Here is a 25377-nt window from a genome sequence, read left to right as displayed (position 1 = left end):
CCCAGCCGGGTTCGACCCGGCCGATTTCACCCGGCAGGTCTTGAACCGTACCTTCTCGGCAACCAGTTCTGACAAGCCTGTTTGCTCCGCCAAACTCACCACCGGCACCAACCCAGCACACGAGATCAGGTTCTCATCATCGAAGATCGGGGTGGCCTTGCTCCAAACATGGTGTAGCTTCACTATCAGTGCCTTTTGTGTGCGGTAGATCAGGACGTCAACACTCCCGATTATCCCTACTCAGAAGGCACTCTCACACTCCGACCCGCCGCACCACCACCCACCGGTCCACGGATTCAGGTTTAGTAACTCAAGTGTCAAGGATCGGCCAGGAGATTCAACAGTGACCAGCAAGAAGGGCCGCGGCCCAACCCTCAAGGACATCGCCACAGAGGCGGGCGTCTCCGTGCCCACGGTGTCGAAGGTGGTCAAGGGAGGAACAGACGTCTCTCCCGCGCTACGCGCGAAGATCCAGGCCCTGCTCGTGGAGCGCGGCTATCAGGCACGAACCACTCATGCTGGTGTCTCTGGGTCGGCCGCCGTCGAACTGCACTTCGATTCGATGGCGAGCACCAACAACCTGCAACTGCTGCAGGGTGTGCTCGGCGCCGCGGAGCGGGTCGGCACCAACGTGGTCGTCAAGATCACCCCGCGCGGACTCACCGGATCCAGCTGGGTCGAATCGGTCTCTCGGGCCCGCCACAGCGGGCTCATCCTCGTCACCTCCCACATGGATGACGACCAACAAGACTCGTTCGCGAAAGCCGGAATCCCGGTCGTCGTGGTGGATCCGGTGAACACCCCGAGACCGACGATCGCCTCGGTCGGTGTGAACAACTTCGACGGCGGCTATCTGGCGGCACGCCACTTGATCGACCTGGGGCATCGGAGCATCGCAATGATCCGGGGCATCAAGAGCGAATGCGCGCGGGCACGCCTCGGCGGCTACCACGCGGCCCTCCTCGAGGCAGGCATGGACAGGCGCGTCGGCTTCGAGCCCGAAGGCAGCTTCCGCTACGAGGAGGGACGATCTGCCGCCAATGACCTGCTCACGCTTCCCGAGGCACCGACCGCGATCTTCGCGGCCAACGACCTCGAAGCACTCGGTGCCATCGACGCCGCCCGGAACCTTGGCCTGCGGGTGCCCGAGGACGTCTCGATCGTCGGGTTCGACGACTCGCTCCAAGCCGTGTCGTCATCGCCCCGCCTGACCACCGTCCGGCAGCCCTTCGCCGAGATCGGCGCCACCGCATTTCGCATTCTCATGGAGATCCGCTCAGGCGACGAACCGCCGACGCGGCGCCTTGAACTCCCCACCGAACTGATCGTCCGGGAGTCGACCGCAGCACCGCCTCGCTGATCAGTCGATCGCAGGCTCGCGCAGCAACTGTTCGAGCAGGTTGCCAAGCGTCGCCCTTTGCTCGTCGTCGAGACGAGTCAGCATCATGGCGCCCACCGACACTGCCCCCGCAACCTGGTCACGCAGCGCTCGGCCCTCCCCGGTCAAGGCCAGGAGCTTGACGCGTCGGTCTGACCCGGCGACCCGCTCGACCAGCCCCCTCTCCGTGAGCTGGTCGGCCAAAGACGTGATGTAGGCACGCGCCATCCTCAACTGAAAGCGAGTTTCACCATGACCACCACACCCACCACCATCGCCGTCATCGGCGCCACCGGACACCAAGGCGGCTCTGTCGTCGATGCGCTCCTTGAGCGTGGCGGAATCGCCGTCCGCGCACTTGTCCGAGACCCCGACGGCGACAAGGCCAAGTCCCTCGCCGCCCGCGGAGTCGAGTTGTTCCCCGGCGATCTAACGGCCCCCGACAGCATCGACGCGCTGCTGACCGGCGCGGATGCCGCGTTCGCGATGACCACCATGGCCGGCCCCGGAGGCCTCGAATTTGAGATCGGCACCGGCAAGGCCGTGGCCGACGCCGCGAAGCGCACCGGGCTGCCCCACCTCGTGTTCAGTTCCGTGGGAGGAGCCGAACGCAACAGCGGCGTCGGGCACTTCGAAAGCAAGCGCCGCGTCGAGGAACACATCGAATCCATCGGCATCCACGCTACCTTCGTGCGCCCGGTGTTCTTCGTGGAGAATCTGCTGGGCATGGGCGCCAGCATCGAGAACGGCACCGTGATCGTGCGCGAGCCCCTGCCCGACGATGTCCCGCTGCAGATGGTCGCCGTGCGCGACATCGGCCGTGTCGCGGCAGCGATCCTCCTGGGCGGAACGGTCGTAGAGGGCCAGGCCGTGGAGATCGGTGGGGACGAGCTCACCGGCCCCCAGATCGCAGCAGCGTTCGGCGAGGCGGCCGGGTTGCCCTACCGCTACGAGGAGCTGCCGCTTACCGCTCTGGCCGGGATGGGTGACGCAGCAACGATGTTCGAGTGGTTCACGAGGCTGCCCGCCTACCAGGCAGACTTCGCGACCACCCGCGAGCTCGACCCAGAGGTCCTCGATCTCAAGGCCTGGATCAACCATGTCGGCTGGAACGCCAACCACTGATCTCTCAGATGGGAGGGGCGGTCGAGACTCTCGGTCGGGGCCGCCCCTCCCCTCGCAACGTTCACAACACCCGTCAATGAAGGACAAACATGACCATCAAGAAGACAATCGCCCTGGTCGGAGCGACCGGACACCTCGGCGGGCTCATCGCCCATGAGCTCCTTACCGACCCGACCGTCGATCTAAGGATCCTGGTGCGCCCCTCAAGCCGCTCCAGGGCGGCCAACCTGGAGGCCGCCGGCGCCGAGATCATCGAGGGCGACCTGTCCGACGAGGATGCACTGGCCGCCCTCACAAGGGACGCCTACACCGTAATCTCCGCCGTGCAAGGTGGACCCGAGACCATCATCGACGCACAGCGTCGACTGCTGGCCGCTGCCCGCACCTCGGGGGCGCGCCGGTTCATCCCTTCAGACTTCTCGTTGGACATGTTCACCGTGCCCGAGGGCGGCATCGTCACCGCCGACATGCGCCGGACGTTCGCCCACATCGCCGACGCCGAGCGAGGCGACGTCGAGGTGGTACACGTTCTGATCGGCGGGTTCCTCGACCGAGGCGTGTTGTTCGGGTTCATCCGCGTCATCGACGCTCAGGCGAAGACGGCCTATGTCTGGGGTGACGGACACCCCCCAGCGGACTGGACCACGTACGTCGACACCGCCCGCTACACCGCTGCGGTTGCGGTGGATGACGACGAAATCGGCCCTGTATTCAGCGCGGCCGGCGACACTCTCGACTTCGCCGGTATCGTCGCCGCGTACGAAGAGGCCAGCGGCACAAAGCTCACCGTCAAGAGACTCGGCTCACTGGAGGACCTCGATGCGCGCATTGATGAGCTGCGGACAGCACCCAACGCCGACCTTCGCTCCTACCTTCCGCTCATGTACTACCGTGCCCAGCTTCGCGGCCAGGGCCAGCTCAATCCGAAGATGAACGACCGCTACCCGGGCATCACCCCCGCCACCGTCGTCGACTACGTACGGGCCGAAGAGCTTTGAGCCGACCGCCCACTTCACCGGAATGGAACACAAGAATGAACAACGCACCAAACAAGAGGGTCCTGATCGTCGGGGTCGGCGGGCTGGGCACCCACATGGTCCACGAGGCGCTGGAACGCGGCGCCCAGGTTTCCGTCCTGGTCCGCAATCCCGCCAAGCTCGAAGCCAGCATCGACGTCGAAACCCTCGGCAGGCTGCACAAGATCTTCGTCGGGGACGCGACCGACCCTGCGGCGCTCGATGGGGCCATGCAGGACATCGACGTCGTCCTTTCTGGTAACGGCGCGCATAAGAAGATGGCCAGCGAAATGGCACAGGCTGTCCATCGCAACCACGTCGACAAGCTGTGCTGGCCAGCCGGAGGAACGAACCTCATGTCTGAGGACGCTCTCACCCCCGCCTACCTGGCCCACGCAGGGGCTGGCTTCAACGCCGAGGCGATCTACAAGGCTCACCAGGCTTGCATCGATGCGATCCGCGAGACAGGGATCAACTACGTCATCTTGTGTCCCGGCCGCATGACGTCGGCCGGATATCGGAGCCCGGACGTGCGCTCCTCGGTTCGGATCAACCGACCGGTCGGCATGTCTCTCTCCTATGAGGACGCCGCCTGGGTGATGCTGGAAGCAGCATTCACGGACGGCTGGGACCGCGAACTGGTGGGGGCCTCCACACCCCGGTAGTCCAGGGTGCCGCGGTGATCACGGAACCACCATCGGGCTGGGTCTGTCTTGGCGTCCGTTCTCGGTGGTCGAGTGCGCGCCGCGCAGGGCACATTCGACCCGAAAAATCCGCTGTCGGCTGACAAGCTACTGTGCCGGCATCGGGATGGGTTACCGTTTCGGCCATGATGAACTGGACGTTGCGGCTCGTGGGTCGAATCCACGTGGACTTCGGGCGCGTCCGCTCATCCCTGTGTCGCCCCGGCTGCTGACGCGCCCGCACTCCTCCAGACCACCGGGCCGCGTCGCCCGGACCTTTGTGACGCCAGGGCAAACCTGCGCACTTCCGGGCGACGGGGCCATCGAAGACCAAGGAATCCCGATGAGCACCCCATCCCCCAACGGCGCCGGCCCGAGCCGGCCCATCTGATGCAACGACTCCTACTCCTCGCCGTCGTCGGCTTCGCAGCCCAACTCGTCGACGGCTCCCTCGGGATGGGCTTCGGCGTCACCTCAACGTCGCTGCTGCTCATCGCGGGCCTCAGCCCGGCGATGGCGTCCGCATCGGTGCATCTTGCCGAGCTGGGCACCAATGTCGCCTCCGGATTCTCGCACTGGAAACTCGGAAACGTCGACTGGCGGCTCGTGCTGCGGCTCGGCGTCCCCGGCGCTTTCGGCGCCTTCGCCGGCGCGACCTTCCTCTCCCAGATCTCGACGGAGGTCGCCAAACCGGTCATGGCCGCGATCCTCGGCGCACTGGGCATGTACATCCTCCTGCGCTATGCGCTCAAACCACCAGCAGTGGCACAGGCGCGGCGCTCCCCACACACCGCGAAGTTCCTGGTGCCGCTCGGTCTCGCCGGCGGGTTCGTCGACGCCACCGGAGGCGGCGGCTGGGGGCCCGTGTCTACCACGTCGCTACTCAGTGCGGGCAAGACCGCTCCCCGAACGGTGATCGGCTCGGTGGATACCTCCGAGTTCCTCGTCTCGCTCGCCGCCAGCCTCGGCTTCATCATCAACCTCGGCCTGCTCGGCATCGAGTGGGGCATCGTCGTTGCGCTGCTTGCGGGCGGACTCGTCGCGGCGCCGATCGCCGCCTGGCTGGTGTCGCGGATCCCCGCTCAGGTCATGGGCGTCGCCGTCGGCGGCATCATCATCATGACCAACCTGAAGACCCTGTTCGACGCCAGTCAGCTGTCGGCCGAACAGGTCACGGTCGGGTTCATCCTGTTCGCCGCCGTCTGGGTCGCGATGACGGCCTGGACCGCCTGGCGCCACGACAGGCGGCGTCGCGCCGAGGCCGCCGCACGCGAGGCGGCTGAATCCGACTGGGCTATCTGAGCCGACACTGTGGCCCCGCATCACCGGTGCGGGGCCGCGGCTTCCTCTCACCCCTCGTCGCGGTGGGCGACCAGGAACGCCTCATAGTCGCCGCGTGAGACTTCCGCGTACTCGTAGCCCCACGTCAGGAGGCTGTCGGCGATGCGGCGCCCCTTGCCGATGTAGTCGACCACGTCCCGGAAGCGCGGCGACTGCGAGTGGGCCCTGGCCAGCACCTTCGCGCAGACTGCGGCATAGGCCACAAACGCCTTGTCGTCGAGCCCCTCAACCTCGACGCTGCCCTTCATGTCGTGGAACTGGCGCACATAGAAGTCGTGCGTCGACCGTCGGATGTAGCCCAGGAACGGGTCGGAGAATGCCTGGAGGATGCGCTGCAGACCGACGACCCGGGAGCCTTGCCCGGCAGCCGCGATGTCTTCCTCAACCGTGGGAGGCTGCGGAATGCATCCGAACTCCTCCAAGACGCTGCGGCCGGCCTCCTTGACCTGGAGGATCAGCAACCCGCCATCGCGATCCCTCAGGAGCGCGACGAAGCACCTGGTCCCGACGCTGCCCACCCCGACGGCGCGGCGGGCGATGTCGTCCAGGTTGTACTGCGAGAGCAGGGCCCGCACATCCACATAGGCCGAGCGGCGGTACTGTTCGAAGTCGGACTGGATCTGGCCCAGTTGCCCGGCGTCGAGATGCGTCATGGCCGGCGGCACGGCCAGGAATCTCCTGGAACCGTCGGAGATGGGCTCAGTCAGCCGAAACGCCGCCCGCGTGCCCGTCCTCCGTTCGGCATCCTTGATCGTGACCCTCAGCATCTTGGCGAACCGGGTATCGCTGTGAAGCGCGGCCCGCGGGTCGAAGTGTGTGTAGAACCGCTCGAGTGGTGTCAATTTGGCGGCACTTCGGAGGGCGTCGACATAGGCTTCGATCGCCCCTCTCGCTGCGGCCTCGACGACGGAGCCGTTCCGGTCGGTGGCCCTGCCCCCGATGACCACGCTCGTCACCAGGCGCTTGACGTCCCACTCCCACGGCGCCCAGGCAGCCTCGTCGAAGTCATTCAGGTCGAACATGAGCGCGCGCTGCGGCGAGGCATAGAGCCCAAAGTTGCTCAGGTGCGCGTCACCACAGGAAGCGACCAGGATGCCGCTGTGTGGATCCGTGGCCTGGTCCGCGGCCATGATCGCGGCGGTCCCGCGATAGAACGCGAACGGGCTGGCCGACATCCGCTCAATGCGAAGCGGGACGAGGTCCTGCAGGCGGGCGCTGTTCTGGCATTCCAGGATGCCGAGCGGATCCCGCTTGGCTGGCACGAGTGTGGCCAGGTCCCTGCGCGGCACCTGTCTGCGACCCTGGTCCGGTGCGCTCGGGGCATCGCGGTCTGTCATACAGGGAAGTGTCCCACCGCCACGGCCCGGCGAGAAGGGCGACTTCGGGCTTGTATCCGGTCGTGTGAACCCCCACCCCCGATAGTTGCACTTTCAATTGAGCCGCCGTACGGTTGAAACGTGAACAACCTCAGCGTCATTGTCTCATCCACCCGCCCACAGCGGATCGGCGGCCAGGTGGCCGACTGGGTCCGCCAGGGCGTCGGCGCAGAATGGGATACCACGCTCATCGACCTGGCCGCACTCGATCTTCCCTTCCTCAACGAAGACCTGCCGGCAGGCAGCGGCGTCTACACGCTGCCCCACACGCTTGCCTGGAAGGCGATGGTGGACGCCTCCGACGCGATCGCCATCGTCAACGCCGAGTACAACGGGTTCTTCACCGCACCGTTGAAGAACGCGATCGACTACCTGAGGGCCGAATGGGCGGACAAGCCGATCGCCATCGTCGGCTACGGCTGGGGCGGCGCCGGTCGTGCCAACACCGCGCTCACCCAGCTGTTGAACAACCTCAAGGCAAACGTGGTCGGTGAGGTCGGCCTCTTCTTCAACACCGACCTCACCCTGGAAGGCGACCTCACGGTCACCGACGCCAAGGCCGACGAACTCAGGGCACTCTCGGCCAAGCTGGCTGAAGCGCAGACGGCGGTCTCTGAGGCGGCCTGACACGCATCGGGCCCGGCACGCGGAGTAGGCTTGCCTGTTGGCAGGCCAGCTAGGAATTGGAGGCCAGTCGTGACCGCTGAACGCGTCCCGCTCCGCAGACACAAGCCCGCGACGCCGCGTTGCCCGCTGAGGTTCGGAGAGCCGTGCTCGCTGTGTGTGCCCGGGGCCACGGGCCCGCAGGATTGCCCGACGGTCGCCCTCGTGATGGACGACGAAGAGTGGCGCGCGGAGCTCGCTGAACGCAACCGGGAGTTGCGGTCGGTGGCCAGGGGTTGATGGTCCGTCGGTCTTGCTTGCAGCCGCCGACATACCCTCGGGCACCGGGACCAGCACGGCCTGCGGTTGATGGTCCGTCGGTCTTGCTTGCAGCCGCCGACCCGCCCTCCCAGCCGTCAAACCGCCCACCCGTCAAACCGTCCACCCGTCAAACCGTCCACCCGTCAAACCGCCCGCCCGACCGTCAAACCTCCCGACCGTCAAACCGCCCGCCCACACCCGCGAAAATCGACCAGTGGTCAATTCTCATCCGTCTGACGACGAGGATGGGCCACCGCCCACCCGAACCTGACGCCGTCCCTGCCCGACGCCGTATCCCCGCCGCCCCAACGCCCCCGCGGCACCCGCGGCACCCGCGGCACCCGCGGCACCCGCGGCACCCGCGGCACCCGCGACGGGACACCACAAACCACAACACCCAGGCATTGGCCGATACTCGCGACCAGACACACCAGAATCGACCACTGGCCGATTTTCAACGAACTCGCGACGGCTGGTCGATTTCCACGGACTCGAGACGGGCGGATCGATCCTGCAGCGGCACCTCGACGATCAACTCACCAGGCCGCAACACCGTCACAACGGAACCCCAAACCACCACAACACCGTCGCAACGGAATCCCAAACCACCACAACACCGTCGCAACGGAATCCCAAACCACCGCAACACCGTCGCAACGGAACCCCAAACCACCGCAACACCGTTCACAACGGGACCCCGACTCCAACCAGCGCAACACTCCAAGGAACCCCGAACCCGACGCTCACCCCTGGTCCAACCACCTGTCCAACGCCTGCTTCTGCAGCGCCCCGACCTGCCTGGCGACCTCCCGGCCCTGCTTCCACAGCACCATCGTCGGAATGCTCATCGCGTTGAACCTGGCCTGGACAAGCGGGTTCTCATCGACGTCGACCTTGACCACCTTCAGTTTCCCGGCCCTCTCCAGCGCCACCTTCCCCAGGATGGGCGCCACCGCGCGACACGGCGCACACCACGGGGCCCACAGGTCGATCAGCACCGGGACCCTCGCATCGACGGCCTCAGCGAAGTCGGCGTCGGTGCCCGCCACCAACCAGGGCAGCTTGGCGCCACAGCTGGCGCACTGCGGTAGCCCGGACGATGCGGCCGGCACCCGATTGCGTTTCCCACACGACGGGCACGAGACGATATTGCTCATAGCCCCAATCTTCCCGCAGTGTCACTACTGTCAGGAGGGTGAACATGGAAAAGGTGGTGTTCGGCTTCTTCGTGCTGCTTGCCGCGACGCTGAACTTCGGGTTCTTCCTCGGCGACATCGGCGATCCGATCCTCCACAACCCCTATGAGCTGTATGGGGCCGTGGTGGTGAACTTGATCGCCGTCGTGCTCAAGTTCGGCGACCGCACGCAGATCGGCGCCGTCCATCTGGCCACCAGCCTCGTCGCCGCCATCCAACTCATCGCGGCGGCCGCCGTGCACGTCTGGGCGACCCAGGCTTCCGTCGACGGGCTCGACCGGGCCGCAATGTCGGGCGTGGTCTCCCTCTCTGGCGGGGCGCTGCTCGCAAACCTGGTCTCAATCGTCCTTCTCGTGACAGAGACCGTCTCACACCGGCGACGCTGACACCCACGCCGATGGCCATTCCGCTGCTGCTGCTCAACATGCGGCCATGGCGCCGCGACACAGGGTTGCGCCGTCGTGACGTGGCGATCCCGACCGATCTGCCCAACACCGACGCCATCTTCCTGGTCCTCAGACGCATGCGGCTGCCGCTGATCACCCTGCTGCTGGTGTTCGGGGTCGCCGTCGGGGGGCTGACCCTGATCCCCGGCGTGGACGAACAAGGTGCCCCATCACACCTGTCGGTGTTCGATGCGTTCTACTTCATGACCTACACCGCGGCCACCATCGGGTTCACCGAAACGCCATACGTGACGACGGCGACGCAGCGGATGTGGGTGGTGGTCTGCATCTTCGCGACGGTGGCGACGTGGGCGTTCGCGCTCGGCTCGCTCTTCGCGCTGCTCCAGGACCCGACGTTCCGCCGGGCGACCGGGCTCCAGCGGTTCCGCAGGAAGGTCGCAGCCATCCGCGAACCGTTCTGGATCGTCGTCGGCTACGGCGAGGCGGGCCGTCGGCTCGCGTCCGCCGTCGACCGGCTCGGCCGCCGGATCGTCGTGCTGGACGAGGACCCCGGCAGGATCGACGTGCTGGTCGCCGACCAGATGGAACTGGACGTGCCGAACTTCGCGGGCGACCCTCGCAACCCGTCGTTGCTGGGCTTCGCCGGGCTCGGTCACCCCAAGTGCGAGGGCGTGCTGGCGATGACCGACAAGGACGAGATGAACCTGGCCGTGATCATGGCGTCGACGTTGCTCCGGCCCGAGATCACGGTGATGAGCCGCTGCTCCGAGCGTGCCAACCTCACGCGGATGGCCGACTTCGCACCCGCCGCCGTCATCAACCCATTCGAGAGGTACGGCAACTATCTGAGCCTCGACTTCAATCGCCCCGTCACCTCACGGCTCACGCAGTGGCTGTTGTCGCCGCCCGGTAGCCCGCTGCCGGAGGCCCACCCCGTCCCCACCGACGGCCACTGGGTCGTGGTCGGCGACGACGACTTCGGCTCCGAGGTCGCCGCCGACCTGACCGAAGCCGGGATGGACGCCCGCTTGGTGGATGTAAAGGACGAAGTCGACGCGGTCGGCGCGGCGGGGCTGGTGGCCGGGACATCCTCCGACACCGTCAACCTCGCCGTCGCGGCACATGCGCGGATCCAGAATCCCGACATCTTCGTCTCGCTGAGACAGAAGTCGGCGAAGATGACGGCACTGGTGGACGCGTTCGCACCGGACGCGACGTTCGTCGCGACCGATCTGGTGGCGTTCGAGATCCTGGCACGGCTGGAGGCGCCCCTGTTCTGGGGGTTCATCGAGTACCTGCGCACCCTCACCGACGAGGAAGCCGAACCCTTGCTGACGACCCTGCGTGGCGCCCTTGGCGACCGGGCCCCGACCGCCGGCAAGTTCACCGTCACCAAGCGGGAAGCCCCGGCCCTCACCCGTTGGCTTGGGCTGGGCCACACGCTCACCATCGGTCAACTGCTCTCCAGCACGGACGACCGTGAGCGCTCGATTGCCGTCTTTCCCACCGTCCTGGTCCGCGACGGGACGAGCACGCCCCTGCCCGATCTGGACGAGGAGCTGCGCCCCGACGACGAACTGGCCTACCTCGCGAACGAGGATGGCGGCGCCCAGCTTCAACAGACGCTCTTCCATGACACCTCGATCGAGTACGTGGCCACGGGAACGAGGCTGCCCGAAACGTGGCTCTGGCGACTCCTCCGCCGCGCCGGGAGCCGCAGGAAAGAGCGCTGACGGTCCACGCCGGGCGCATTGCGCCATCGGTGAAATGCGCCGCCTCGATTGCCGAAGAAGCCGGACGCTGTGCCAAGCTGGATGCATGCCAATGCTCGTCGGACGACCCTGGGTCGACCTGTGCCGCCGCACCACCGCGGCCTGTTGCCGCTGACCTGACGCCTCACCAGGCAGCCCGCAACCACCCCCACACCGAAAGTTCCGACATGGCTCAGACCACCGTCAAACCTACCGCTGCGCCCACCCAGGACCGCAGCCCGAAACCCTTCTACACCAGGCTCGGCTTCCAGATCGTCGTCGGCCTGATCGCCGGGCTCGTCCTCGGCTTCGCCGCCGTCGCAATCGGCCCCGTCAGCGAGGGCGAACCGAACTGGCTGACCAGCGTGCTGACCCAGGTCGGCAGCGCCTACGTCTCGCTCCTCACGGTGCTGGTGATCCCGCTCGTGGTCACGGCCGTCATCTCGTCGGTGGCGCGCCTGGCCCAGGTCACCAACGCCGCCCGACTCGCCGTCCAGACGCTGGTCTGGTTCGCGATCACGGCGCTGGCCTCCGTGGTCGTCGGCATCACCGCCGGTCTGGTCTCCAGCCCGTGGCTGACGGCCGGTGTGTCAGGCGATGCTGCGGCCGAACCCTCCGGGCAGGGCCAGTGGACCGCGTTCCTGACCGGTCTGGTGCCCTCGAACATCTTCGGGCTCAGCGTCCGGGTCTCCGGTGACGCTGAAACCGGGTTCACCGCCAGCCCCAGCTTCTCGATCCTGCAGATCCTGCTCATCTCGATCGCGCTCGGCATCGCGGCCCTCAAGGTCGGTGAGAAGGCCGCTCCATTCGTCACGTTCGCCGAATCCGCGCTGGCCGTCGTGCAGAAGGTGCTGTGGTGGATCATCCGGCTGGCACCGATCGGCACCGCTGCGCTGATCGGGCGCGCGGTCGTCAACTACGGCTGGAGTTCGCTTGCCTCGCTCGGCGTGTTCGTCGCCACCTTGTATGTGGCGTTGCTCGTCGTCTGGCTGGTCGTCTACCCGCTGATCCTCAAGCTCCACGGGCTCAGCGTCCGACAGTTCTACCGCAACGTGTGGCCGGTCATTTCGCTCGGCTTCGTCACCCGCTCCTCGATGGGCGTCATGCCGGTCACCGAGCAGGTCACCGAACGCAACCTCGGCGTCCCGCGCCAGTACGCCTCCTTCGCTGTGCCGCTCGGTGCGACGACGAAGATGGACGGTTGCGCCGCGGTCTTCCCCGCGCTCGCCGCGATCTTCATCGCCCAGTTCTACGGCGTCCAGCTCAACCTCACGCACTACCTGTTGATCGCGTTCGTCGCCGTCATCGGGTCGGCAGCCACGGCGGGCACCACCGGCGCCACCGTGATGTTGACGCTGACGCTCTCGACTCTCGGGCTGCCGCTTGCCGGTGTCGGGCTGCTGCTGGCGGTCGAGCCGATCGTCGACATGGGCCGGACGGCGCTCAACGTCACCGGGCAGGCCCTCGTGCCTACCATCGTCGCCAAGCGTGAGGGCATCCTCGACCGCGAGGTCTACGACGCGGAGCCGTCGTTCTCGCTGGAAGCCCACTGACGTCAACCTGTCAGCTGGGCTGCCAGCTGCAGCAGGCTGACCTCCCCGCCCACCCGTCCGATCAACTGGACCCCTACGCCTCGGTCGTGCGCCCGCACGCCCGGGGCCGGGCACACCACCGCCGGCACCCCTGCGACGTTGACCATCGACATCTGCGGCGCCCAAAGGCACTGCAGGCGGTAGTCCGCCTCCGGTTCCAGGGCCAGGAATGCGCCGACCTCCGGAGGGGGCCCGGAAAGCGCCGGCGTGAGGATCGCGTCATAGCGGCCCCACTGCCTGGCCGCCGAGCGCGCGAACCCGTTCAGCACGTCCACCGCCAGCGCCAGGTCGTCGCCGCTCCTCGACCTGGCGCTGCGCAGGAACATCGCAGCCAATGCCCCGAGCCGCCCCTCCGCCTCCGCGTCCAGCCCGAGACGGGTCAGCCCGTGGGTCCAGACGGTGGTGAAGGCGTCCGCATAGCGCGGGTCGTAACGGATCCGGGCCTCCTCGACGGCGTGCCCGAACTCCCCCAACCGGGCCGCGGCGGCCTCGACGGCCCGCCTGGCCTCATCCGCGAAGCTGACCGGATAGGCCGACGCGAACGGCGATTCGTAGCTGACCCCGATCCGCAGCCCGCGCAGAGTCTCGGCACGTTCGACGGCCGCGACCGAGCCGAGGCCGCGGTCGCCAACCAGCGCGTCGAACCAGAGCGCCGCATCGGCAACCGTGCTCGCCATCGGCCCCGACACCCCGAGCCTGGGAACACCTGTCGGGTCGGGATCCGGCGTTGCGACGTCCGCCGGCACCCTTCCCCGTCCGGGTTTCAGGCCCACCAGCCCGCAGGCCCCCGACGGGATGCGGATCGAGCCGCCCGCGTCGCTGCCGATCGCCGCCGTGACCACCCCCGAGGCGATGGCGGTCGCGGTGCCGCCCGATGATCCGCCCGCCGTCAGGGCCGGGTCGAGCGGATTGCGGGCGGGTGCCGCAAGGTCACCCTCGGAGTACGCGGCGATCCCGAACTCGGGCACCTGCGTCTTCCCGATGCAGACGGCGCCAGCCGCGCGGATCGCGGCGGGCACCGGGTCGTCTCGGGTCGCCACCAGGTGCGGGACCGCGCGCGACCCGTGCGTGGTGACGGCGCCGCGCACACAGACCAGGTCCTTGTGGACGGTGGGCAGCCCGAGCAGCGGTGGCAGTCCGGCTCGCTCCGCCGTCGGCGTCGAGGCGATCAACCGGTCGACGGCGTCTGCTTCGCTCAGCGCAGCCTCGGCCGTCAGGGTCACGAAGGCCCCCAACCCGGCCGTTTCCTCGGCCCGCTCAAGGGCTTCGAGGACCAGTTCGCCTGCCGAGACGTCGCCTCGGCGCAGCGCCCTCGCCTGCCCGAGCGAGGTCCACTCCGCCGACGCCTCCATGACGCGGAAGACTACCCCAGCGAGCGTGCCAGCTTGAGCACGTCGTACGAGGTGCCGTAGCGGTGCGCGGTGACCGAAACCGACTGCTCACGCAGGAACGGCAACAGCTCGACGCGACCGGCCGCGGTGACCGGGCCCGTGTAGATCGCGATGTCGGGCAGCCCCCCGACGGCCTCGGCAAGGCGCTGCGCGTCGCCGACGAGGCGCACCCGGGCGCCCAACGGGACGGTGGCCGCCCACTCCGCCGCGCCGTCGAGCCACTGCCTGTCGGTCTGGGTCACCACCGAGACGCCCGCCCCCACGAGTTCCTGCTCGATCGAGGTCGGAACCGCGATCCCCGAGGACAGTTTCACCTCTCCCCCGGCGAGGATCCCGGCCGCCGCGAGCCGGACGAGGTCGGCCAGCGGCTGCTGTTCGTCGACCCGGATCGTCACGGGCGTCGGACGGTAGCGCAGCAGGTTGTGTTCGCAGGCGAGGTTGGTCGGGTCGTGCTCCTGGGAGAACTCCGTCTGCCATGCGGCCTGGTCGCTGGCCACGGCGCGGCTGAGGAACGCGGCGTCGTCCGCGTCGAGCACCTGGCTGGCGGCCTCGACGAGCCTGCGGCTGGCGGGGGGAATCGCCGTCGAGATTTGCGGCACGTCCACCGGCTCCCACGTGCCGAGCGCGTAGAGGTAGCTGGGGCCACCGGCCTTGGTGCCCGGCCCGACGGCCGAACGCTTCCAGCCGCCGAAGGATTGGCGCTCGACGATGGCACCGGTGATGCTGCGGTTGACGTAGACGTTGCCGGCCTCGACGGTGTCTAGCCATTGGCCGACCTCGGCCGGGTCCAGCGAGTGCAGGCCCGAGGTGAGGCCATAGTCGACGGCGTTGACGATCCCGATCGCCTCGGAAAGGTCCTTGGCGGTCATGATGCCCAGGATGGGCCCGAAGTACTCCACCTTGTGGAACTCGCTGCCGGGCCTGATGCCGGTGCGCAGCCCGGGCGACCAGAGTCGCCCGGTCTCATCCAGCTGCTTCGGCTCCACCAGCCAGGATTCACCCTCGCCGAGGGTGGTCAGGCCGCGTTGCAGCTTCTCATCCCCGGGTACCACCACTGGCCCCATCTGCGAGGACGGGTCGGTGGGCCAGGCCACGTGCAGCGACCTGACGGCGTCGACCAGTTGGTCGAGGAACCGGCGCGAGGTGGCGACCGAGCCGACCAGGACCACCAGCGACGCGGCGGAGCACTTCTGACCCGCGTGCCCGAAAGCGCTCGCGACAACGTCCTTGACGGCCAGGTCGGGGTCGGCCGACGGGGTGACGATGATCGCATTCTTGCCGGACGTCTCCGCCAGCAGCGCCAGTTCCGGGCGCCAGGAGCGGAACCGCGCGGCGGTGTCGTAGGAGCCGGTGAGGATGACGCGGTCGACCTTCTCATCGGTCACGAGCCGCCTGCCCAACTCATGGTCGGCCGGGATGACGAGCCGCAGCACGTCCTTCGGGACGCCTGCCGCCCACATCGCCTCGGCCAGCAAGGCGCCACAGCGCTTGGCTGGTGAGGCCGGTTTCAGGATCACGGCCGAGCCGGCGGCCAGCGCGGCCAACACTCCCCCGGCCGGGATGGACAGGGGGAAGTTCCAGGGCGGGGTGACCACCGTCAGGCTGGCGGGGACGAAGCGTGCGCCGTCGACGCCGTCCAGTTGCCCGGCCTGCCGCGCGTAGTAGTGCGCGAAGTCGATCGCCTCGGAGACCTCGGGGTCGGACTGGTCGAGGGTCTTGCCGCATTCGCTGGCCGCAACCTCGAGCAGGTCGGCGCGGCGCAGCCCGAGTTCGACGCCGACGCGGTGCAGGATCGCCGCACGCTCCGCCGTCGGGACGGCGGCCCAGGCGACTCCGGCCTCAGCGGTCTGGGAGACGATGCCCGCCAGCTCGGTGGGGTCGTCGACGGTGGCCGCGGCGACGCCGTCGACCCCCAGCTTGCTGGCCCCGATCCGCGAGACGATGCCAGCGGCCCAATCCCGGTTGGCGGGCAGGACGATGTCGGTGTCGGGGGTGGCCCGGTAGACCCAGTTGCCATCAGCGTCGGTGACGGTGGCGGTGATCGATTCGGCGGTCTCGGTCGCCCGGTTCTGGGTGCGGTTCGGGGTGAGGGCAGGGTCGGCCGGATCGTACGCGTCGAGCGAGGCGGCGAACCGGCTTCGTTCCCGCTCCTGGACGCCCCGTCTCGTCGCGATCTCGAAGACGCCCGACATGAAGTTCTCCGGCAGGGAGTTCTCCTCGAGGCGACGCACCAGGTAGGCGATCGCCACGTCGAACTCGCTCGGGTTGACCATCGGGATGTAGAGCAGCAGGTGGCCGACCTCACGGCGGACCACCTCCGCCTGGCCGACGGCCATCCCCGAGAGCATCTCGAACTCGACGGCGGAGCGGACCCCCCGGTCACCCGCGAGAGTCCAGGCGAAGGCGACGTCGAACAGGTTCTGCCCCGCTACCCCGACCCGGACGTTTGCGGCGTGCTCGGGGCGCAGGGCGTAGTCGAGGACCCGCTTGTAGTTGGTGTCGGTGTCCTGCTTCGAGGGCCAGGTCGTCAGCGGCCAGTCGTGGATCTCGGCCTCGACCCGCTCCATCGCGAGGTTGGCGCCCTTGACCAGCCGCACCTTGATGCGCGCGCCGCCGGCGGCGACCCGCCTTGCCGACCATTCCTGCAGCTCCTGCATCCGGGCCAACGCGTCCGGTAGGTAGGCCTGCAGCACGATGCCGGCCTCGTAGTGCAGCAGCGCCGGGTCGTCGAGGATCTGTTTGAAAACCTCGATGGTGAGGTCGAGGTCCTTGTAGTCCTCCATGTCGAGGTTGATGAACTTCGGTATCGGGTTGGCCGCGGCGCGGAGGTAGGCGGGCTTCAGCCTCTCCACCGCATGGGCGACGACCTCGTCGAAGCCCCAAGGGTTGTGCGGCCCGGTGACGGCGGAGACCTTGATCGAGACGTAGTCGACGTCGTCGCGCTCAAGCAGCGCCATGGTATCGGCGAGCCGACGCTCGGCTTCCTCGTCGCCCAGGACGGCCTCGCCGAGCAGGTTGACGTTGAGTTTGTTGCCTCCGGCGCGGAGCCTCGCGAGGGTCGAGCCCATCGTCTTCGGGGTGGCGTCGACGACCAGGTCGCCGACCAGTGCGCGGAAGATCTTCCTGGCGACGGCGACGGTGGGCACGGGCAGCACGCGGGCGGTCACCCCGGCGACCCGCACACCGGCGGCCAGGTACCAGGGCAGGAACCCGACCTGGTCCTTGGCGAGCCGGGTCAGCGCCTTCGCCGACACCTTCAGATCCTTCGGGCGGACGACGTCGTCGACGAAACGCACGGTGAAATCGACCCCGGCCGGGTCCTTCAGCACCCTGGCCAGTAGCGCCACGGGATAGGAGACCGGGTGGGCACCAGAAGCCTCCGCCCACCCCTTCGCCAGTTGCTCGGCACGCCTGCCAGCATCGGCCAACTCCGCCAGGTTCGCCTCGGTCGCCGTCATTGAACTTCCCTTCAGCTGTTTCCCTCCCAGTCAACCACTCCGCTCAGCACGTCGGGTTCCGGGGTGGCCCAGCCACTGCTCAACGACGACGGTGCGCCGACGGTTTCCCGTCGGCGCACCGTGATTTACGTCGGTTCTGCCAGGCTCAGCCCTTCACCGCACCAGAGGTCATGCCACGGACGAAGAAGCGCTGCATGCTGAAGAAGATCAGCATCGGCACCAGCATCGAGATGAACGCGCCGGCCGTCAGCAGTTCCCAACCTTGGCCCTGCGTGCCCATGATGCTCGACAGCGAAACGATCACCGTCGCGTTCTGCGGCTTCAGGAACATCATCGCGATCAGCAGGTCGTTCCACACCCACAGGAACTGCAGGATCGCGAAACCGGCGATGGCCGGGGTCGACATCGGGAACACCAGCCTCCAGAACGTCTGGAAGTGCGACGCCCCGTCCACCTTCGCCGACTCGATGATCGAGCGCGGCAGCGTCGTCATGTAGTTGCGCAGCGTGTAGATCGCCAGCGGCATGCCGAAGCCGGCGTGCAGCAGCCACACCGCCAGGTACTGGCCGGAGATGTTGATGCCGCGGGGGCCGAGCATGTCCAGCATCGGTTGGAGCGCCACCTGGATCGGCACCACCATGACCGCCACGATCGAGACGAACAGGAAGTCACGGCCCTTGAACTCCAGGAACGTGAACGCGTAAGCGGCGAATGCGGCCAGCGTGATCGGGATGATCGTGGCCGGTACCGCCACCGCGATCGAGTTGATGAACGACGTGCCCATGTCGGTCTTGGCGAACACACCCGCATAGTTCTCCGCAGTGAATGGGCCGAGGAGACCGGTCCACCAGCCTGAGCTGTTGATCAGGTCGATGTTACGGAAGGACGTCACCAGCAGACCGACGGTCGGGATCAGCCAGATGATGCACAGCACCGTCATGACGATGATCGAGACCCAACTGCGCTTGTATTCCGTGTCTGCCTTGCTCATCGCTCGGACTCCTCACGCTTGAAGTGACGCACCTGATAAATGAGCACCGGGATCACGGCGACCAACAGGATCACGACGATAGCGGACGCCTTTCCAGCGTTTCGCTGCACGAACAGTTCCTGGAAGAACAGGTTCGCGATCACGTTGGTCTTGAAGTTGCCGTTGGTCATGACGTAGACGATGTCGAAGATCTTCATCACCATGATGAACACGGTGACGAACACGGTGATGATCGTGCCCTTCATCTGTGGGATGACGATCTGGAAGAAGATCTTGACCTCGGTGGCGCCGTCGATGCGCGCCGCCTCCAGCGTGTCGTCCGGCACGCCCTTGATCGCCGTCGACAACAGCACCATGGCGTAGCCGACCTGAAGCCAGACCACGATCACCATCAGCAGCATGCTGTTTAGGGCGAACCTGTCGATGGTCAGCCAGGACTGGGCCTCGCCGCCGAACGAGGTGACTATCGCGTTCAGCAGTCCGATCTGTGTATCGCCCGACTGGTAGTCGTAGATGAAGCCCCAGATGGTCGATGCCCCGACGAACGAGATCGCCATCGGCATGAACATCAGCGACTTCGAAACCGCCTCACCCTTTGGCGCCAGCCGGTCGGCCAACACCGCCACCAGGAGGCCGATCACGACGGTGGTCGCCGGCACGATCAGCAGCCAGAGGACGTTGTTTCCGATCGTGCGGATGAACTCGTCGGAGGAAAGCACCTCTTGGAAGTTCTTGTAGAACGGCGCCACATAGGCCGTCGAGTCTTCGTTGGCGAAGGAATAGTTGACCGTCTGGATCGTCGGATAGAGCAGCAGCAATCCGATGGTGAAGTAGCCGGGCAGGATCCATGCGTACGGCATCAGGAACTGGCCGAGCCTGCCAGGAAGTCCCTGCACGAACACGTTCATGCAGTAGAAGAAGAGCACGGCGCCGCCGATGCCCAGCACCATCGCCAGCAGCGCCTGGATGATCTTGTCGAGAACCGGTACCCCGAATGCGAACCATTCCGGATAGTAGGCCAACGCGAGGAAGCCGTTGCCGATGAACCAGCCGACCAGGACCAGTGAAACGGCTCCGATCACGATCCGTTTCGGGTCGGCGGGCGATTGCGCCTTGCCCGATTTGGGCGGTTTCTGCACCGCCGTCTGCGTGACGGTGCTCATCACTTGGGCCACGAGTTCTCGATGGCGGTGGTCACTTCCAGTGCCGTCTTCGAACCCGACGTGAAGTCGACCATGCCGCTCCAGAATGTGCCGCCGCCGACCGCGTTGGGCATCAGGTCCGAACCGTCGTAGCGGAACACGTCCGCATTGGCGGCCATCTCGGCGATGCTCCGGGTGGTGTCATCCGGATATTGGGTGGCGTCGAACGTCTTGTGCGGTGACAGCCAGCCACCCCGCTGTGCCCATTCCCCGCCGAACTGGTCGCTGGTGAGGAACTTCATGACCTCGATGGCGTCCGGGTCGTCGCCGTTCATCAGTGCCGCGATGTCGCCGCCGCCCAGGATCGGCTGCCCGGCGAATCCGCCCTCGTAGGGCGGGAACACGGTGGTGCCGACGGCGGTGTCCAACTCGGCCTGGACGGTCTGCGGGAACATCCCGGAGACGAAGTTGCCCTGGCGCATCCAGTAGCACTTGGGCGGCGTCTCGAATGCCGCATTCATGGTGTCGCCGAATGCCGTGGCGAGGATGCCCTTGCGGCCACCGTAGGTGTTGCCGTCGGTGAACAGGAGTTTGTCGAGTTCGTCGAACGCCGCGATGACGCGTTCGTCGTTGAAGGGGATCTTGTGGCTGGTCCACTGGTCGTAGACGTCCGGGCCCCACATGCGAAGCATCAGTTCTTCGATCCAGTCGGTGCCTGGCCATCCGGTGCCGGGGCCGGATTCGAATCCGACGCACCAGGGCGCGGTGCCCGAGGCCTTGATCTCGTCCCCGATGCTCTGCATCTGCTGGACCGATTCGAACTCGGTCGGCTGTCCCGTGGCTTCGTACGACGCCGGGTACCAGACGATCGACTTGACGGCCATGCGCATCGGCGCGCCGTAGACGCGGCCGTTGACCCGGGCGGCGTCGAGGAAGCCGGGGATCAGCGTCGAGTTGATGGCGTCGTAGTCGAGATAGGTGTCGATGGGCTGGATCTGGTTGTCCTCGACCTGCTCGACCAGTCCGCCGGGCTGCGGGAAGATCGCGATGTCGGGCGTGTCACCGGAGCGCACACGCGCTTTTATCAACGTGGTGAAGTCTGTCGAGTTGTTGTATTCGATCGTGATTCCCGACGATTCCTCGAAGGCCTTGAGCGCGTCGCGGAAGCCCTCGGCCTCGTCGCCGCCGAAGGCGCCGAAGATCGTGACCAGCTTGTCGCTGTCGGTTGTGCCGCCCGAGGCTACGAAGTCACCCCCGCCGCCACTTTGACTCTGCGGATTGGGGTCCTGCAGGCAGCCCGTCAGAGCCAGGCTCAGAGCCATCGCCGCGACTATCCCGACCCGTCGTTGTGGATGCGTCATCATGCTCCTCTCAGGGGTCCACCATTGGCCCCTTGAGAACAAGCTACCGGGACGCGACTAGGCGCGCAGGAAAGTTGCGATACCGGCACAACCCCCGCCCCTGATCACCTCGTCGTCGGGACGCTCACCCTCCGCAGCGCCGCGACGGACTCGGCCACCAGTGTGATCCGCTGCTGCAGCGTCATGGCGGCGGTGGCTCCCACCTTCACGCCGGTCCAGACCGATCCGCCAGTCGCCTGCCACCATTGCCCGATGAGTTCGGGCGTCATCAGCGACGCCGGCTCACCCGACGGGGTCTCCTCCGTCACCGCGAACGGCAGGTGGGCATCGATCCACGGGTAGCCGAAGGCGGTCTCGACTGGGGCGACCCCGGAGGCGATCACCCCGCGTAGCCTGCCTCGGGCCGCGGCGAGCCTGGCGTGCGCGTCGGCGGTGAGGATGTCGCGGGTCTCGATGACGGAGCGGGCCCAGTTCAAGGTGATGCCCACATCGGCCCCGGATTCGTCGATGGCGTCGAGTTCGTCGGCCAAGGGCAGGAATCCCTTCTCCGGGGCGTGCTCGGGGCTGTGGGCATCGCAGTGTTCGATGACCAGGTCGGCCTCTCCCCAGTCCCAGCCTGCAATCTCGGCAAGGGACTCCGCCAGCGGGCCAACAGCGCCCCGCTGCCCGCGGGGGGCGGTGTGGAGTTCGACGACGCCCACAACCTCACGTCCCTGCGCGGCATTGAACGCGGCGACCCCGTCGCGGAGGACGGCGACCTCGCGCACCGCGGCCTGCCGCCCGTCCGAATCCAGCGAGGCGAGCCCGAAGTCCGGGTTGGCGCCCAGCCTGCCCATGGTGAAGGGGATGTCGGTGATCACGGCGCGCAGTCCGGCCGGGAAGTTGGCGTGGAGCCAGGCGTCATCGTGTGGGTGGATGCTGCCGGTCCACGGCAACTCGAAGGCGCTGACGCCGTCGATCGCGGCCAGGGCTTCGAAGAAGGCCGACTCGGCCTCCGGGTCCCAAGACTGATGCGCGGGTGAGGCCGCGTAGGCGCCGACAACGAGCCCTCCGCCGATGCTTCGCGCCGGGTCACTCTTCACTGATGTCACCTGGTCCTCCTGATGTCGTTCGACACCTGACCCTAGCAACGCGGCGCTGTGCTGTATCCGGCGCCCCCGATCCCACCGCCCGGTTCGCCGCCGGTCCCCAGCCGCCCGTCCGCCGTCCGTTCCCCCGCCGCTCCCCCGCCCGTTCCCCCGCCAGGCGCCGTTCTCCCCGCCCGGCGCCGTTCCCCCCGCCCGGTCCGCGAAAATCGACCACTGGCCGATTCTGATCCGTCACGCCACGAAAAGCGGCCACCGCCTCCCACTGGCACCCCCGGATCCCCCGCCGACGCTCCCGAGAATCGACCACTGGCCGATTCTGACCCGTCACGCCACGAGAACCGACCACTGCCTCCCTCATCGACGAGGGCAACCCTCCAAGACCTCGATTGGACAACTGGCCACCGGTCACCGTAAAGTTACCTCTCGCGCGCACCACTAGCTCAACTGGCAGAGCAATTGACTCTTAATCAATGGGTTCAGGGTTCGAGTCCCTGGTGGTGTACGAAACGGAGGCCCCGGTCCTGACGACCGGGGCCTTCACCATCTCCCGGCTCGGCAACAGATTGGCCGGCTCGACGTCGAGCAACTGCGCCGCCGCGTAAAGATCCACCAACGACCAGGCGACGCCGCCGCGCACCTTCTTGCTGGCGACCGATGCCAACAGAAGTATCCGAGGCGCCCCTTACAGCGACAGGCAGTAAGGGGGGGCCCGCCCGGTCCGGTCCCGGTAGGCGTCTTGGGCTTTGGTTCTTGGTCCGCTTGATCCTCGCCTGGGGGTCAAGGCTCGCGGCCAGTGCTGGCCTTCGGCCCAGCGAAATCATCGTCATTCACCTTGGACGACTTCGTCGAGGATCTCGTCGACCGCTCCTTGATCGTCGACGGCAGGGGAGGGTTGAGCGCATCGTGCGCCTGGTAGCAGGCCTTGACGTTGCCGTCCGCGACCCGTGTCACCCGTTGCCCGGCCTACCGAGGGGGTGTGATTTTGCGCGCGGTCGTTTCAGAGCAAGTGACGTGATGAGCAATCGGAATCATCGCGAACCGATCCCACCATGCATCTGGCGTATTGAATCACGAATCGAGGGTGAAGTCTGGGTCCCAGACGAGGACGGTGGCTGTGACGGACGCTACCGCAGCGCTTGGTGAGGTTCCCGAAACCGTTAGGGTGTAGCTTCCGGGTACGACGTCTTCGAAATGGGCGCGTGCCTCGCCGTCTTTTAGTCGTAGGACCTGCGTCCTGCCGCGAACGCGGCTCGTGGGGTCGTCGGGAGTCAGGGTGGTGTGGAGGCCGACTCTGATACTGGGCGGAACGGCGACGTGGACGCTGATGCCCTCGCCTGGATGGACCAGTTCGGGAACTTCGACGCTTGGTTCCGTCAGCTTTGGGCCCTTGATGACCACCGGTTGTGCGGTGAGGATGCCCTCGACCTCGTCGAGTGCGGCTTTATTGCGCTGCAGGTTGCCGTGCTTGTCTGGCACGCGTCGGATGATGTTCGAATCCAGCGGGACGCCCTTGGGTGTTGCACCGGGCAACGGGACGGTGGAGTCGCCGAAGAAGTTGTTGCCGTCGTAGCCGTCATGGATCCAGATGCTGGTTCCGTTGGTCTGCAGCGTGGTCGCAGTGGGTTGGTGGGTGCCGACAATTGGGTGGATGCGGTTCCTGAAGTCGTCCTGAAGCGCCTCCGCTTCTTCCAGTTCGGCGTGGAAACTGAGCCCGTCGGATGCCATCGCCCAGTCGACGTCCGGGAGTTTGCCGGGATCGAGGTGGGTCGGTTCGCCGGTACCGGCGATGACGCAGGCATAGCTGGGAAGCAGCTGGTGGACCGCAGGCAGGGAGCGTGCCAGGGCGGTGATCGTGGCGCCGAGCCGCCCCAGGAGCCTTGGCGCGCCGTTCACGAGTTGATTGACGGCCTTCATCGAGCCCCTGTAGGGCGTGCCGAGCGTGATGATCTTGCGGGTGTGATCGGCTCCCTCATGCGTGGCATACCAGCGGGCGACCAGGCCTCCCATGGAATGGCACAAGAACACGACCTGCGCGTCGGCGTAGTGGCCACCCTGGGAGCGCCACCGGGCGAGTTCCCGCTGGATGATAGGTGCCATCCACCTGGCCGTATATCGATTTGAAAGCCGCCAGTCATACGCCAATGGCAGCAGGTTGCCCGGACGTGCAGCGGAGGGCTCACTGTAGCCAAGAGCGCGCAGCCTCTTGAGCGTGTCGTCGTACCCCTTGATCGGGGTCCAGATGCCGGGGATCGCATGCACGTCGGGCATCAGCTGTCCGGGGGTGATGCCGTCGTCGGCGGGATTGTCACCGATCCCGGCAGGAAGGATCAGCGACCTGATCCCACGGCCACCCAACCTTCCGAGCGCGTTCAGCACTGCGCCGCCAGATGGCTCCCAGATTGGTCTGCCGTCCAAGTGCAGTGTCGAGCCCAGGATGCCGGGCAGCACGACGACGAGGTCCTTGGGCGGGGCGGTCATGGTTCCTCCTGTGGTGCAGGCTCGGACAACGTAGACAGGAACGCCGCGTAGGCCTCTGCCACGCCGCGTTCGCGAGCCAATTGGAGCAAGGTGCGGTACCTGTTGACTTCCTGATCGTCGAGACCGAGGAGTGCCTCCGCGACGGCGGGCTCTGACTCGGGGGGCAGTAGCTCGGGATGGGCGAGGAGGTGGTCACGTTCGGTATGGTAGGTCGGCGTCGACCTCCAAGCCTCCGCGGACTCGACCAAGGCCGGATCCAATGCGAGCCAACCAGGGGTCGCCTTGCCGGTGACCTCTGTCCAACACAGGTCGAACTTGTCAGGACCGGCGAGACGGTGCCGCCGCCCCTCCGCGTGCAGCGCCGCGACGATTCCGGGATCGTCTGCCTGCCTGAGGGCATCGATTAGCCAGCCCGGCGCCTCAACGTGACCAGCCTCTGCGTACCTGAGCCTGAAGAACTGGAGCAGCGCCCGGCTCTTCCCGTCGCTGTCCGAAACGGCCTCACGCCAAGCCTCCTGCGGATCACGACCGACCTGGCTGTAGCGGTTGCCGAGGTTGTTCAACGACATAGCGAGGTCTGGTAGGAACGCGGGATTCTGCTCAGCCAACCCCTGGTAGATGGTTACCGATTCCTGGGTTGGGGGCAACGCCTCGGCACGTTTCCCGAGTTCGCTGTAAC

General features: G+C 66.9%; 23 protein-coding genes, 1 tRNA gene and 1 pseudogene. 12 read left to right on the top strand and 13 right to left on the bottom strand.

What is annotated here, in order from left to right; all coding sequences use genetic code 11:
* Nucleotides 1-183, bottom strand: a pseudogene (locus tag BUC15_RS21290) (IS1380 family transposase); the annotation flags it as partial.
* 160 nt (nucleotides 184-343) lie between these two features.
* Between BUC15_RS21290 and BUC15_RS14810 the strand changes: the two are divergent.
* Complete coding sequence (locus BUC15_RS14810) at nucleotides 344-1360, top strand: LacI family DNA-binding transcriptional regulator (protein ID WP_084189634.1); 1017 nt, start codon at nucleotides 344-346, stop codon at nucleotides 1358-1360.
* Here the strand turns inward: BUC15_RS14810 and BUC15_RS14805 are convergent, their stop codons facing one another.
* Complete coding sequence (locus BUC15_RS14805; RefSeq protein ID WP_073189678.1) at nucleotides 1361-1606, bottom strand: MarR family winged helix-turn-helix transcriptional regulator; 246 nt, start codon at nucleotides 1604-1606, stop codon at nucleotides 1361-1363. It abuts the gene before it with no gap.
* Nucleotides 1607-1630: 24 nt separating this feature from the next.
* Here BUC15_RS14805 and BUC15_RS14800 point away from each other — a divergent pair, with 24 nt between their 5' ends.
* The 4 genes from BUC15_RS14800 to BUC15_RS14785 all read left to right on the top strand — a co-directional run bounded on the left by BUC15_RS14800 (nucleotide 1631) and on the right by BUC15_RS14785 (nucleotide 5504).
* On the top strand, nucleotides 1631-2503 hold the full coding sequence (locus tag BUC15_RS14800) for an NmrA/HSCARG family protein (RefSeq protein WP_073189675.1): 873 nt from the start codon (nucleotides 1631-1633) through the stop codon (nucleotides 2501-2503).
* A gap of 89 nt (nucleotides 2504-2592) precedes the next feature.
* Nucleotides 2593-3501, top strand: coding sequence for an NmrA family NAD(P)-binding protein (locus tag BUC15_RS14795; protein WP_073189672.1), 909 nt, complete (start codon nucleotides 2593-2595; stop codon nucleotides 3499-3501).
* A 35-nt stretch (nucleotides 3502-3536) separates the two neighbouring features.
* On the top strand, nucleotides 3537-4184 hold the full coding sequence (locus tag BUC15_RS14790) for an NAD(P)-dependent oxidoreductase (protein WP_073189670.1): 648 nt from the start codon (nucleotides 3537-3539) through the stop codon (nucleotides 4182-4184).
* Nucleotides 4185-4592: 408 nt separating this feature from the next.
* The gene (locus BUC15_RS14785; protein ID WP_073189669.1) at nucleotides 4593-5504 is read left to right on the top strand and encodes a sulfite exporter TauE/SafE family protein; all 912 of its coding nucleotides are present in this window, start codon (nucleotides 4593-4595) and stop codon (nucleotides 5502-5504) included.
* A gap of 47 nt (nucleotides 5505-5551) precedes the next feature.
* On the opposite strand, the gene BUC15_RS14780 is transcribed toward BUC15_RS14785, so the two are convergent.
* Nucleotides 5552-6880, bottom strand: a complete 1329-nt coding sequence (locus BUC15_RS14780; RefSeq protein ID WP_073189666.1) for a DUF2252 domain-containing protein — start codon at nucleotides 6878-6880, stop codon at nucleotides 5552-5554.
* A 120-nt stretch (nucleotides 6881-7000) separates the two neighbouring features.
* Here BUC15_RS14780 and BUC15_RS14775 point away from each other — a divergent pair, with 120 nt between their 5' ends.
* Nucleotides 7001-7546 (top strand): NADPH-dependent FMN reductase, encoded by a 546-nt coding sequence (locus BUC15_RS14775; RefSeq protein WP_073189664.1) that lies wholly within the window; start codon nucleotides 7001-7003, stop codon nucleotides 7544-7546.
* A gap of 69 nt (nucleotides 7547-7615) precedes the next feature.
* Nucleotides 7616-7822, top strand: coding sequence for a DUF6767 domain-containing protein (locus BUC15_RS14770; protein ID WP_073189662.1), 207 nt, complete (start codon nucleotides 7616-7618; stop codon nucleotides 7820-7822).
* Nucleotides 7823-8586: 764 nt separating this feature from the next.
* On the opposite strand, the gene trxA is transcribed toward BUC15_RS14770, so the two are convergent.
* Entirely contained in the window at nucleotides 8587-9000 is a 414-nt protein-coding gene (gene trxA, locus BUC15_RS14765; protein WP_073189660.1) for a thioredoxin, read from the bottom strand.
* A gap of 44 nt (nucleotides 9001-9044) precedes the next feature.
* Between trxA and BUC15_RS14760 the strand changes: the two genes are divergently transcribed.
* The 3 genes from BUC15_RS14760 to BUC15_RS14750 all read left to right on the top strand — a co-directional run bounded on the left by BUC15_RS14760 (nucleotide 9045) and on the right by BUC15_RS14750 (nucleotide 12750).
* Nucleotides 9045-9425: a DUF6394 family protein gene (locus BUC15_RS14760; protein WP_245788002.1), complete on the top strand. Its 381-nt coding sequence runs from the start codon at nucleotides 9045-9047 to the stop codon at nucleotides 9423-9425.
* Between the two features lie 11 nt (nucleotides 9426-9436).
* Entirely contained in the window at nucleotides 9437-11179 is a 1743-nt protein-coding gene (locus BUC15_RS14755; protein ID WP_084189633.1) for an NAD-binding protein, read from the top strand.
* Nucleotides 11180-11385: 206 nt separating this feature from the next.
* Nucleotides 11386-12750, top strand: a complete 1365-nt coding sequence (locus tag BUC15_RS14750) for a dicarboxylate/amino acid:cation symporter (protein WP_073189655.1) — start codon at nucleotides 11386-11388, stop codon at nucleotides 12748-12750.
* 2 nt (nucleotides 12751-12752) lie between these two features.
* Here BUC15_RS14750 and BUC15_RS14745 read toward each other — a convergent pair whose 3' ends face one another.
* From BUC15_RS14745 to BUC15_RS14720, 6 genes are all read right to left on the bottom strand, one after another.
* Complete coding sequence (locus tag BUC15_RS14745) at nucleotides 12753-14141, bottom strand: amidase (RefSeq protein WP_073189653.1); 1389 nt, start codon at nucleotides 14139-14141, stop codon at nucleotides 12753-12755.
* An 11-nt stretch (nucleotides 14142-14152) separates the two neighbouring features.
* Nucleotides 14153-17638, bottom strand: a complete 3486-nt coding sequence (locus tag BUC15_RS14740) for a proline dehydrogenase family protein (protein ID WP_073189652.1) — start codon at nucleotides 17636-17638, stop codon at nucleotides 14153-14155.
* Between the two features lie 145 nt (nucleotides 17639-17783).
* Nucleotides 17784-18629 carry a carbohydrate ABC transporter permease gene (locus BUC15_RS14735; protein ID WP_073189650.1) on the bottom strand — a complete coding sequence of 282 codons (846 nt, stop codon included), beginning with the start codon at nucleotides 18627-18629 and terminating at the stop codon, nucleotides 17784-17786.
* Nucleotides 18626-19792 carry a carbohydrate ABC transporter permease gene (locus tag BUC15_RS14730; RefSeq protein ID WP_084189632.1) on the bottom strand — a complete coding sequence of 389 codons (1167 nt, stop codon included), beginning with the start codon at nucleotides 19790-19792 and terminating at the stop codon, nucleotides 18626-18628. Before BUC15_RS14730 ends, BUC15_RS14735 begins: the two co-directional genes overlap by 4 nt.
* Entirely contained in the window at nucleotides 19792-21132 is a 1341-nt protein-coding gene (locus BUC15_RS14725) for an ABC transporter substrate-binding protein (RefSeq protein WP_139280292.1), read from the bottom strand. Before BUC15_RS14725 ends, BUC15_RS14730 begins: the two co-directional genes overlap by 1 nt.
* Nucleotides 21133-21236: 104 nt before the next feature.
* A complete protein-coding gene (locus BUC15_RS14720) occupies nucleotides 21237-22223 on the bottom strand; it encodes a DUF4862 family protein (protein WP_175558357.1) in 987 nt (328 codons plus the stop codon).
* A 426-nt stretch (nucleotides 22224-22649) separates the two neighbouring features.
* Here BUC15_RS14720 and BUC15_RS14715 point away from each other — a divergent pair.
* A tRNA-Lys gene (locus BUC15_RS14715) sits at nucleotides 22650-22722 on the top strand.
* Nucleotides 22691-22822, top strand: coding sequence for a hypothetical protein (locus BUC15_RS21015; protein ID WP_281249300.1), 132 nt, complete (start codon nucleotides 22691-22693; stop codon nucleotides 22820-22822). The genes BUC15_RS14715 and BUC15_RS21015 overlap by 32 nt, the downstream gene beginning before the upstream one ends.
* A gap of 175 nt (nucleotides 22823-22997) precedes the next feature.
* Here BUC15_RS21015 and BUC15_RS20035 read toward each other — a convergent pair whose 3' ends face one another.
* The 3 genes from BUC15_RS20035 to BUC15_RS14705 all read right to left on the bottom strand — a co-directional run.
* A complete protein-coding gene (locus BUC15_RS20035) occupies nucleotides 22998-23171 on the bottom strand; it encodes a hypothetical protein (protein WP_175558356.1) in 174 nt (57 codons plus the stop codon).
* Between the two features lie 117 nt (nucleotides 23172-23288).
* Nucleotides 23289-24698: an esterase/lipase family protein gene (locus tag BUC15_RS14710; RefSeq protein WP_073189646.1), complete on the bottom strand. Its 1410-nt coding sequence runs from the start codon at nucleotides 24696-24698 to the stop codon at nucleotides 23289-23291.
* On the bottom strand, nucleotides 24695-25377 hold a 683-nt coding region (locus tag BUC15_RS14705), incomplete at its 5' end, for a tetratricopeptide repeat protein (RefSeq protein ID WP_139280291.1). The genes BUC15_RS14710 and BUC15_RS14705, both read right to left, overlap by 4 nt.

This window comes from Tessaracoccus bendigoensis DSM 12906 (assembly GCF_900141915.1).
Classification (GTDB): domain Bacteria; phylum Actinomycetota; class Actinomycetes; order Propionibacteriales; family Propionibacteriaceae; genus Arachnia; species Arachnia bendigoensis.
Note: the sequence above shows the minus strand (reverse complement) of the source record. Positions and strands in the feature narration are given on the sequence as shown.